The sequence below is a fragment of the Caulobacter sp. D5 genome, from assembly GCF_003185805.1.
GTDB lineage: Bacteria > Pseudomonadota > Alphaproteobacteria > Caulobacterales > Caulobacteraceae > Caulobacter.
Genome location: NZ_QHJY01000029.1, coordinates 26,305 through 35,742 on the forward strand (window position 1 = coordinate 26,305; position 9,438 = coordinate 35,742).

The 9,438-nt window shown below is 70.3% G+C and carries 8 protein-coding genes; 6 read left to right on the forward strand and 2 right to left on the reverse strand.

Annotation, left to right across the window (positions count from 1 at the left end; genetic code table 11):
- The first annotated feature begins 17 nt into the window (after positions 1-17).
- The gene (locus tag DMC18_RS02550) at positions 18-857 is read left to right on the forward strand and encodes an oxidoreductase (protein WP_110120976.1); all 840 of its coding nucleotides are present in this window, start codon (positions 18-20) and stop codon (positions 855-857) included.
- Between the two features lie 102 nt (positions 858-959).
- On the opposite strand, the gene DMC18_RS02555 is transcribed toward DMC18_RS02550, so the two are convergent.
- Positions 960-1,550, reverse strand: coding sequence for a hypothetical protein (locus DMC18_RS02555; protein ID WP_110120977.1), 591 nt, complete (start codon positions 1,548-1,550; stop codon positions 960-962).
- A 353-nt stretch (positions 1,551-1,903) separates the two neighbouring features.
- Between DMC18_RS02555 and DMC18_RS02560 the strand changes: the two genes are divergently transcribed.
- The gene (locus DMC18_RS02560) at positions 1,904-3,406 is read left to right on the forward strand and encodes a DUF885 domain-containing protein (RefSeq protein WP_158285842.1); all 1,503 of its coding nucleotides are present in this window, start codon (positions 1,904-1,906) and stop codon (positions 3,404-3,406) included.
- Between the two features lie 139 nt (positions 3,407-3,545).
- On the opposite strand, the gene DMC18_RS02565 is transcribed toward DMC18_RS02560, so the two are convergent.
- On the reverse strand, positions 3,546-5,183 hold the full coding sequence (locus DMC18_RS02565; protein WP_110132672.1) for a pectate lyase: 1,638 nt from the start codon (positions 5,181-5,183) through the stop codon (positions 3,546-3,548).
- 533 nt (positions 5,184-5,716) lie between these two features.
- Here DMC18_RS02565 and DMC18_RS02570 point away from each other — a divergent pair.
- From DMC18_RS02570 to DMC18_RS02585, 4 genes are all read left to right on the forward strand, one after another.
- The gene (locus DMC18_RS02570; RefSeq protein ID WP_110120980.1) at positions 5,717-5,896 is read left to right on the forward strand and encodes a hypothetical protein; all 180 of its coding nucleotides are present in this window, start codon (positions 5,717-5,719) and stop codon (positions 5,894-5,896) included.
- Positions 5,897-5,981: 85 nt separating this feature from the next.
- Entirely contained in the window at positions 5,982-7,004 is a 1,023-nt protein-coding gene (locus DMC18_RS02575; protein WP_110120981.1) for a sensor histidine kinase, read from the forward strand.
- A gap of 100 nt (positions 7,005-7,104) precedes the next feature.
- Positions 7,105-9,042 (forward strand): transglycosylase domain-containing protein, encoded by a 1,938-nt coding sequence (locus DMC18_RS02580; RefSeq protein ID WP_233248044.1) that lies wholly within the window; start codon positions 7,105-7,107, stop codon positions 9,040-9,042.
- Positions 9,043-9,122: 80 nt separating this feature from the next.
- Entirely contained in the window at positions 9,123-9,311 is a 189-nt protein-coding gene (locus DMC18_RS02585; RefSeq protein ID WP_110132673.1) for a hypothetical protein, read from the forward strand.
- Positions 9,312-9,438: the final 127 nt, after the last annotated feature.

A 9,438-nucleotide genomic window follows, 5' to 3' on the forward strand; every position in this document is an offset into this window, starting at 1 on the left:
CGGCTTCGAGGCCTGCCATGACCGCATCGACCAAGACGTTTCTGATCACCGGTGTCAGCTCCGGCCTGGGCCGCGCCTTCGCCAGCGCCGCCTTGCAGGCCGGCCACGTGGTGATCGGTACGGTCCGCAACGCGCAAGCCGCGTCGGAGCACGAGGCGCTCGCGCCGGGGCGCGCTCATGCGCTGCTGCTCGACGTCACCGATTTCGACGCCGTGGCCGCCCAGGTTCCCGATGCGGAGCGCCGGTTCGGCGCGGTCGATGTGCTGGTCAACAACGCCGGCTACGGCCAGGAAGGCGTGGTCGAGGAGTCGTCGATCGACGATCTGCGCCGCCAGTTCGACGCCAATGTCTTCGGCGCGGTGGCGATGATCAAGGCGGTGCTGCCAGGCATGCGCGAGCGCGGCTTTGGCCGCATCATCAACGTCACCTCGATGGGCGGTTTCATCACCATGCCCGGCATCGCCTACTATTGCGGAAGCAAGTTCGCGCTGGAGGGCATTTCCGAGGCCCTGGGCAAGGAGGTCAAGCCGCTGGGCGTACACGTGACCGCCCTGGCGCCGGGACAGTTCCGCACCGACTGGGCCGGTCGTTCGATGGACCGTGCGCCGCGCACCATCCCCGCCTACGACGCGATCATGGATCCGATCCGCTCGGCCCGTCAGGCCAAGAGCGGACGCCAGCCGGGCGATCCGGCCAAGGCGGCGCAGGCCTTGCTGACGCTGGTGGAATCCGACGCGCCGCCGACCCGGCTGTTTCTTGGCGAGGACGCGTTGGCTGTCGTCGAGCAGAAGCTGGACCTGATGCGAGCCGAGATCGACGCCTGGGATGCGCTCTCGCGATCGACGAACTTCGACTAGCTGGAAGGGGCGAGGGGGCTGCAAGCGGCAGCGCGACCCCCAACTCCCTCAGGAACCGACCCGCCCGATCGACGAGCGCGACGGGCCGGTTCCGCCAGGGCCTCAGTACCCGTTGAACTGCAGGGACGAGTGGTGGACGATGATCCGCACCACGCCCTTGTCGTCCTTCTTGAACACCCAGGTCTTGTCGACCACCACGGCGGGCTTGTCGTCCTGGCCCTTCACGTACAGCTCCACCGTGCCCATGGTGCTGGCGACGGCGCCGTTGATCTGGATGCCGACCGGCTTGAAGACCACCCGGCGCCACGGCTCCTTCAGCGCGAAGCCATCGTCGTTGTATTCCGGATCGTCGTCGACGAAGTAGGACAGCGCGCCCTCCTTGGTCAGGCGGAAGACGTGGGGCTTGGTGGTCAGGGTCGGCTTGAACAGCACCGGACCCAGATTGTAGCCGTAGGCCCTGTCGATGAAGGCGCTGGCCACGGCCTTGGCCCGCGGCAGGTTCTCCCGCTTGCCGTTGTAGGCGACCGAGATGGACACCAGGCCTCTGCCCCAAGCGTCGGCGGCGGCGAGAACCTCGGCTTCGGTGATCTGCTGCGGGGCGGCGTCCCCGGCCAGGGCCACGGCCGGGGCGGTGGCGGCGAGGGCCAGGCCGAACAGCGAGGCTGTCAGGGCGCGGCGAGTGGCGTGTTTCATCGGTCTTACCTCCATGGCGGAACGTCGGCCTCGCATGGGCCGCGCGCGGGTCGTTGGACGCGGACGCTGACTGTCACTGTCTCTTCGGGACCGCCCTGGGCCGCCCGGAGGATCGGAACTTCAAGCGGGGGAGCGCGCGACGCGGCTACTGGCGTCGGTTCGAGCGTCGGTCCGAGCGCGATGCGGCCGAGGCTATGCTCGGTTCCTCCCCCAAGGTTCCGGAAGTAGCTTTTGGGTGGTTTTACCGATTCATGCAACCTGATGATGCATCGCGTGATCTTCGCCGATCGCTCTGGACACCGGTGTCTTTCCCGCTACGACAGGGGTCAACAACGGCAAGGGAGAGGCCGGGAATGATCGATCGTCGCGGGATGATGCTGCTGACGGCCGCCGGTCTGGCGGCGGGGCCGGCGTCGGCCCGCCAGAACGATGACGCGGCCTTGAAGGCCCTGCTCGACGGCTTTCCCAAGGTCGCGAGCGCCGCCGATCGCCTGAAGGCCCTGGCCGCTTTCGATCCTACGACCCTCTCGTCCAAGGCCCACCTCGACTACGAGGCCGTCCGCAACGCCGTCGCCATCGAGGCCGAGCTCGTGCGTCGCTTCCCGTTCGGCGCGGGCGCGGCCGGGCCCTATGTCGTCACCACCCGGGCCGGCGCCTGGCTGAAGGCGGCCGACGCCAAGCCCGACGCCGTCGCCGCGACCGTCGGACGCCTGGACGCCGAGACCGACCAGATCCGCCACGACGCGGCCGTCGGCGTGGTCCCGCCGGCCTTCCTGCTCGACCGGCTGGAGAAGGGACTGGCCGAGTCCGCCGCCAAAGCCGCGCCGCCGGTCGCCGCCGCCCTGGCGCGGCAGGCGCAGGTCCTGTCCAGCCTCAAGCCCCGCGCCGGCAAGGCCGCCGGGATCCGCTTCAAGGACCGCGAGGCCTATTACGCCCTGGCGCTGAAGGGCCAGTTGGGCGCGGCGCTGGCGCCCGCCGAGGCCCGTCGCCGGCTGGACGAGACGATCCGAAGCCTGCACGCCCGCGCCGACGTCCTGCTGAAGGCGCAAGGCCTGACGAAGGGCGGGGTGGGCGAGCGCCTGCGCGCCCTGGCCGCCGACGAGCGCTTTCTCTACAGCGACGACGACGCCGGCCGCGATCGCGCGGTGGCCGACATGGCGCCCTGGCTGGCCAAGGCCCGCGCGCGCCTGCCGCTGGCCTTCGCCAACCTGCCCGGCGCGGTGAACGCCGTCTCGGTGCGCCGGATGTCGCCCGCCGACGAGGCCGCCGGCCGCCAAGGCTATCGCGACCTGCCCTCGGCCGACGGTTCCAAGCCCGGCGCCTACTATCTCGACCTCAAGCAGATCCGCCGCCGCCCCAGCTGGAGCCTGCCGGCCGTGGTCCACCACGAGGTGATCCCCGGCCACATGCTGCAGATCCCGCTGGAAGAGGCCTCGGGCGCGCATCCCTATCGCACCCGCGTGGCCTGTCCGGCCGCCATGGAGGGCTGGGCCGTCTATGCCGAGCACCTGGCCTGGGAGACGGGCGCCTTCGACGGCGAGGCCCTGGCCGAGATCGGCGGCCTCTACTGGATCCTGTTCCGCGCCGCCCGCGCTCGTATGGACCTGGGCGTCCACCTGGAAGGCTGGACCCCCGAGCGCGCCATGGCCTTCCTGGCCGATACGCAAGGCGACCCCGTGATCTTCGCCCCCTTCACCCAGGAAGTCGAACGCGCCGCCATCGCGCCGGGCGTCGCGGCTGGGCAGGGGATGTACTGGCTGGAGCTCTCCCGCCGGCGCCGCGCCTGGGGCGGGACGTTGAGGGAGTTCCACGGCAAGGTGCTGGATCGCGGGACTTTGCCGCTGGGGATGATCTAGAAACCCTCCCCCTGAAGGGGGAGGTGGCCCGGAGGGCCGGAGGGGGAAGGATCCGCTGCGGTCGTGAAATCCGCCGGCTCAACAGCCACATCCCCCTCCGTCGGCTTCGCCGACACCTCCCCCTTCAGGGGGAGGGTCCTTACGCCGCCCCGACGTACTTCAGCAGCGTCACCATGTTCTCGATGTAGCTGCCGGTCGAGATCCCGATCTTCGGCTTGTCGGTCACATACGGCGACGTATCGCTCGCATCACCCACGTGCGTGCGGCTGAAGTCTCCCGGCGCGGGGGTCGCCGAGCCGTCGCCGATATAGGGGTTGGAGGTCGCCTTCAGCTCGGTCGGCCACCAGCCGGCCTCGTTCAGCGCCGCGATCAGGCCGGCGACCTTGTCGGGGGCGCTGGCGGTCGTGTCGCCCTTCAGGGCCCCGACATTGAGGTCCGACACCGACACGTCCTTGAGGGTGAAGTACTTCGGCAGCGCCTGACGGCCGGCCTTCAGCGGCGAGGCCTTGCTGGCGACCTCGGGCGGCGTGGCCTTCAGCGTCTCCAGCCGTCTGCGCAGGGCTGGGATGTTGATCCCCCGGAACGACGAATAGTGCGCCACCGTGTTTTCGGGGTTCTGGTCGACATAGTAGCGGCCGTTGACGACGTTGCTGCCGGTGCGGTGCACGTACAGCGGCTTGCCCGTGCCGATCTCTACGAAGGTCGGGAAGGCCCGGCCCTTTTGATACTCGACCGGCAGGCGCAGGGTCTCCAGCCAGTCCAGCGCCTCGGAGAGGCGCGCCAGGTACTTCGGATCGCCGGTCAGCTCGTAGAAGCCCATGCAGGCGGTGATGTTGGCCGCGGTGGTGTGGGTGGCGAAGGCTTCCGGCTCATAGGTGCGGGCGCCGGCCGGCTTCAGGTCGGCGACACGGTGTTGGAGCCCCCAGCCCGGCTGGGGCTGCGGCTGCTGGCAGGCCACGAAGCAGTCCATGGCCTTCTTGATCGCCGGCAGGGCGCGCGGGTCGCCCAGGGCCTGCCAGACCATGATCAGGAACTCGATGTTCTCGCCGGCCACGTCGTCGTTGAAGGTGATGAAGCCGGTGTAGTCGGGCCGCCCGTGATGATGGAACTCGTCCTTCAGCGGGAAGCGCTGCGGCCAGCCGCCGACCGGGTACTGGCTGTCGAGGACGAAGCCGATGGCCTTGTCCAGCGCCGGCTTGAAGGCCGGGTCCTTCTTCTCGACATAGAGCCGCAGCAGGAACTGCGCGCTCTCGGCCGTGCCGGCGTCGTCGAAGGTGGCGTTGCCGTAGTAGTGCTGGAATTCCTCGAGCCGCCAGCCGTTCTTGCCGATGGTGTCGTACCACTTGCGGATCGATTGCTCGCCGGCCAGATCGCCCAGATAGTTCCAGCCGCCCGCCGGGTGCTGGATCTTGATCAGGGCCCCGGCCACCTGCTTGGCGGCCTCGTAATAGTATTCGTCGCCGGTGGCGTGATAGGCGTCGAGGAACAGGTGGCCCATGGTCGCCGTGCCCGGCGGCTGCACCCAGATCATCGTCGGATAGGCTTCCATCTCGCCCCAGCGGCGCGAGAAGTCGGGCAGGTAGCTCCAGACGTAGCCGCCCTGGTAGGCGACCTTCTCGACCATGAAGGTGGTGGCCCGCTTCATCGTCGCCAAGGCCGCGTCCTTGCCCGGGGCCTCGGCGGCCAGGGCCTTGAACGGCGCCAGCCCCGCCGAGGCGGCGAAGGCGGCCGCGGTGGTCGCCATCAGGCGGCGGCGGGTGAGGGGGCTGAGCGGCATCGACGCTGACTCCAGGTCCTGAACTTGCGCGACGCGAGGACGCAGGCGGCATGGATAGGGAGCGGTCGGAACGCCTGAAATCAAGCGTCGCCTTGGTTTCCTTCCCCACTCGGAGGCCAAGCTCCGAGTCCTTGCCGCCGTTGGCCCGGCGCGTGTTGGGCGACACAATGTCCACCGGTGTCATTTTTGGCAAGAGCGCCTTTGGCGAACCGGCGCGAAATTTCCCCTGCCGCGTGTGCGACAGGCCGCCGCGTTGTGTCGCGCAAGGCTTTCCGCGAAATGACGACCATCGGTTTATGAGGCGACGCCGCCGCGCCGGATGGCAGCGGGCGACGCCGTCCTGTTGGGGAACAGGACGACACCCCCGGACCCTCAGGGTCCGGGGGTGTTTTCATTTCGGGCCCCGCATGCCCGGCGCATCGTACACCTAGTGCAAATACACACTAAAGTGCTGATACCGCTAACGAAGTTCTCCGAACTGCGTCGCGCGGTCGCATGGAGAACGGCGTTCATCTCCAGTAAACAATCACCCCATGCCGAGCCAAAACGATCATCTCAAAGAAGCCGAACGGTTGGAGCGCCAGGCGGAGATCGCCGACAGCGCCCACGCCCGCGAAGCCCTTCGCCGCATGGCCCAGACCTCGCGCGTCACCGCCGCGATGGTCGGACTGATGGAAGCCTGCGCCGAGGATGCGCCCAGCATCTCCTTCTGACGGCGCCCACCGAACGCGCCTTTGACGAGCGTCCCGGCCTCGCGCAACTCTGGCTCCCAAACGGGGGCGGAGCGAAGGAGGGGGCATGGCGCAGGACCGTACGGACGCAGGCGTGCTGGCCGCCGCTGGGGCCTATTTCCACAGCGTGCTGGAAGCCAGCCAGGACTGCATCCGCGTCATCGATCCCGAGGGGCGCGTCGAATACATGAACGGCCGCGGCCGGGTGCTGTTCGAGATCGACGACTTCGACGGCCGCAACCGCGACCGCTACTGGCCCGACATGTGGCCGCCCGAAAGCCGCCCCGCCGTCGAGAACGCCCTGAACAAGGCCCTGGCCGGCGGCGCGGCCTTCTTCCGCGCCCTCTGCCCGACCGCCAAGGGCAATGTCCGCTGGTGGGACACCACCGTCTCGCCGGTCCGCGACGAGGCCGGAAGGGTGGTGCGGGTGCTGGCCGCCTCGCACGACGTCACCGCCGCCATGCTGGCCGAGCGCCACCGCCAGCTGCTGGTCAACGAGCTCAATCACCGGGTCAAGAACACCCTGGCCATCGTCCAGTCGATCGCCGCCCAGTCGCTGCGCAACGCCGGGGTCGATCCGGCCGTGCGGCGCGCCTTCGAGGGCCGGCTGATGGCCATCGCCGCCACCCACAACGTGCTGACCGACGAGAACTGGGCCGCCGCCAGCCTGCGCCAGATCGTCGAGGGCTCGCTCAAGCCCTATCTCGGCGGCGAGCACCGCGCGACCATCGCCGGCCCCGACCTGATGGTCTCGCCCAAGCCGGCCGTGGTCATGGCCCTGGCCTTCCACGAGCTGGCCATCAACGCCCTGAAGTACGGCGCCCTGTCGGTTCCCGGCGGCGAGGTCGAGGTCGGCTGGGCCTCGGAACCCGGCGCGCGCCTCGTCATCACCTGGACCGAGCACGGCGGGCCTCCGGTCAAGACGCCCACCCGGCGCGGCTTCGGCTCGCGGATCATCGAGCTGGCCCTGGCCAGCGAACTGGACGGCGAGGTCGCCCTCGACTACCGCCCCGAAGGCCTGGTCTGCACCGTCCGCGCGCCCCTGACCGCCCTCGACAAGGTCGACGCCTTCATGGCCTTGCAGGCGTGAGCCTTCCGACCCGCGCCAGGCAACCTTGACCGTTCCCGGACGCTTTCCTGCCGCAACTGCCTGCCATCCAGGAGCGGGCTGAACAGGAAACGGGGGCCGGGTGGCCGATCTCGACTGGCGAGCTTTGACGGTGAAGGCGCGGCACGCGGCCCTGATCGTCGCGGCCTTCGTCGCCGCCAAGGCCCGGGGCTTCGCCGCCTTCGTCCGCCGCCATCCGCGCTGGACGGGCCTGGCCTGCGCCGTCTTCGCCGTGCTGCTGGCCGCCTTCGTCTGGGTCGGGGTCAGCCTGCCGCTGTCGCGTTCGCTGGAGCCGCTGCCCAGCCCCGCTGTCGTGCTGCTCGACGCGCAGGGCAAGCCCTTCGCCCGGCGCGGCGCCTACAAGGAGGCCCCGGTCGTCGTCGCCGACCTGCCCGACTACGTGCCCAACGCCTTCATCGCCATCGAGGACCGACGCTTCCGCCATCACTTCGGCCTGGACGTCTGGGGCATGGGCCGGGCCGCCGCCGTCAACCTCAAGGCCGGCAAGGCCCGCGAGGGCGCCAGCACCATCACCCAGCAGCTGGCCAAGAACGCCTTCCTCAGCAACGAGCGCACCCTTCGCCGCAAGGCGCAGGAGGCGGTGATCGCCGTCTGGCTCGAGCTGCGCCTGTCCAAGGACGAGATCCTCGCCCGCTACCTGTCGAGCATCTATTTCGGCGACGGGGTCTATGGCCTGGGCGCGGCCTCGCGGCACTATTTCGGCCGCCCGCCCGAGAAGCTCACCCTCGGCCAGGCCGCGATCCTGGCCGGCATGGTCAACGCCCCCAGCCGCCTGGACCCCGTCGACAACCCCAAGGCCGCCGCCGCCCGCGCCGACCGGGTGCTGGCCGACATGGTCGAGGTCAAGTTCATCACCCCCGAGCAGGCCGTCGCCGCGCGCGGCGCGCGGGCCCGCGCCGTGCGCGCCAGCCTGCCGGTCGGCGGCTATTTCGCCGACTGGGTCTCGCCCCAGATCGCCGACGCCTTCGAGACCGCCCGCTACGGCGAGGTCAAGGTTCCGACCACGCTGGACGGCCGCCTGCAACGCCGCGCCGAGCAGGCCGTCAACCGCGCCCTGGCCAAGTCCGGCGGCCGGCTGAAGGCGGGGCAGGCGGCCCTGGTCGCCATGCGCCCCGACGGCAAGGTGGTGGCCATGGTCGGCGGCCGCTCCTACGCCGCCAGCCAGTTCAACCGCGCCGTCCAGGCCAGGCGCCAGCCGGGCAGCGCCTTCAAGCTCTTCGTCTATCTGGCCGCCCTGCGCGACGGCGCCCACACCGACATGCGGGTGGTCGGCGACCCGGTCACCATCGACGGCTGGAGCCCGAAGAACTACGAGGGCGAGGCGGGCCAGGACATGACCCTGCGCGACGCCTTCGCCCAGTCCAACAACATCATCGCCGCCCGCATCTGGCAGACGGCCGGCGGCGAGGCGGTGGTCCAGGCCGCTCGCGACCTCGGGATCACCTCGCCGCTGAAGGCGACCGACGCCAGCCTGTCGCTGGGCACGGCCGAGACCACCCTGCTGGAGCTGACCAGCGCCTACGCTTCCGTCGCCTCGGGCCACATGCCGGTCGCGCCCTACGGCCGCCCGCGGCCGGCCGGCGAGGCGGCCCCGCCCAGCCAGCCGCTCGACACCGCCCAGCGCGCGGCCCTCTACGAGCTGCTCGGCGCCGTGGTCGAGGAGGGCACCGGCCGGGCCGCCCGCACCGGCCAGCTGACCTATGGCAAGACCGGCACCACCCAGGACCATCGCGACGCCCTGTTCGTCGGCTTCACCGGCGACCTGGTGGTCGGGGTCTGGGTCGGCAACGACGACCACTCGCCGATGAACGGCGTTACCGGCGGCGGCCTGCCGGCCCAGATCTGGCGCGACTTCGTCGGCCAGGGGCTGAAAGCGGGTTTGATCGCCCGCGACCGCGCCCCGGTCCCCCGCGCCCCGCCGCCGTCGGAAGACGACGACCTGGAGCGCGAACTCAGCCGCGGCATCCCTGGCTGGCTGCGGCGGATCTTCGGCGGCTGATCATAACTCTGTGTCGCAGAGTTGTGATTGGACGGGCGCGGCCGGCCGTGGCCTGCTGTCCGCGATCCACGGAGACCGCCATGCCGCTCCCCAAACCGCGCCCCCAAGTCGCTCACAAGACCAAGTGGGCCGCCGCCATGGCCGACGGCCAGGCCAAGCGCGACGCCAAGGCCGCCAAAGCCCGCAAGGCCGCCCAAGCCGCCACCGACCTCAACACCACGCTGGGCCCCGCCGCACTGGTGGCGATGCTGACCGGCTCGAACACCTGATCGCGCCACTCCTCCCCCGTGAAACGGGGGAGGGGGCGAAGCGGTGGAGGGGGCGAGACGGCCCTGTGATCCCTCTCCCCTTGCGGGAGAGGGTGGCCTGCGAAGCAGGTCGGGTGAGGGGTCTCTC

What these genes read in the sequence shown, in the direction of transcription:
- DMC18_RS02560 (WP_158285842.1), top strand. Translation starts at nt 1,904, where the DNA reads ATGATCGATCGTCGCGGGATGATGCTGCTGACGGCCGCCGGTCTGGCG.
- DMC18_RS02575 (WP_110120981.1), top strand. Translation starts at nt 5,982, where the DNA reads ATGGCGCAGGACCGTACGGACGCAGGCGTGCTGGCCGCCGCTGGGGCC.
- DMC18_RS02555 (WP_110120977.1), bottom strand. Translation starts at nt 1,550, where the DNA reads ATGAAACACGCCACTCGCCGCGCCCTGACAGCCTCGCTGTTCGGCCTG.
- DMC18_RS02565 (WP_110132672.1), bottom strand. Translation starts at nt 5,183, where the DNA reads ATGCCGCTCAGCCCCCTCACCCGCCGCCGCCTGATGGCGACCACCGCG.
- DMC18_RS02550 (WP_110120976.1), top strand. Translation starts at nt 18, where the DNA reads ATGACCGCATCGACCAAGACGTTTCTGATCACCGGTGTCAGCTCCGGC.
- DMC18_RS02570 (WP_110120980.1), top strand. Translation starts at nt 5,717, where the DNA reads ATGCCGAGCCAAAACGATCATCTCAAAGAAGCCGAACGGTTGGAGCGC.
- DMC18_RS02585 (WP_110132673.1), top strand. Translation starts at nt 9,123, where the DNA reads ATGCCGCTCCCCAAACCGCGCCCCCAAGTCGCTCACAAGACCAAGTGG.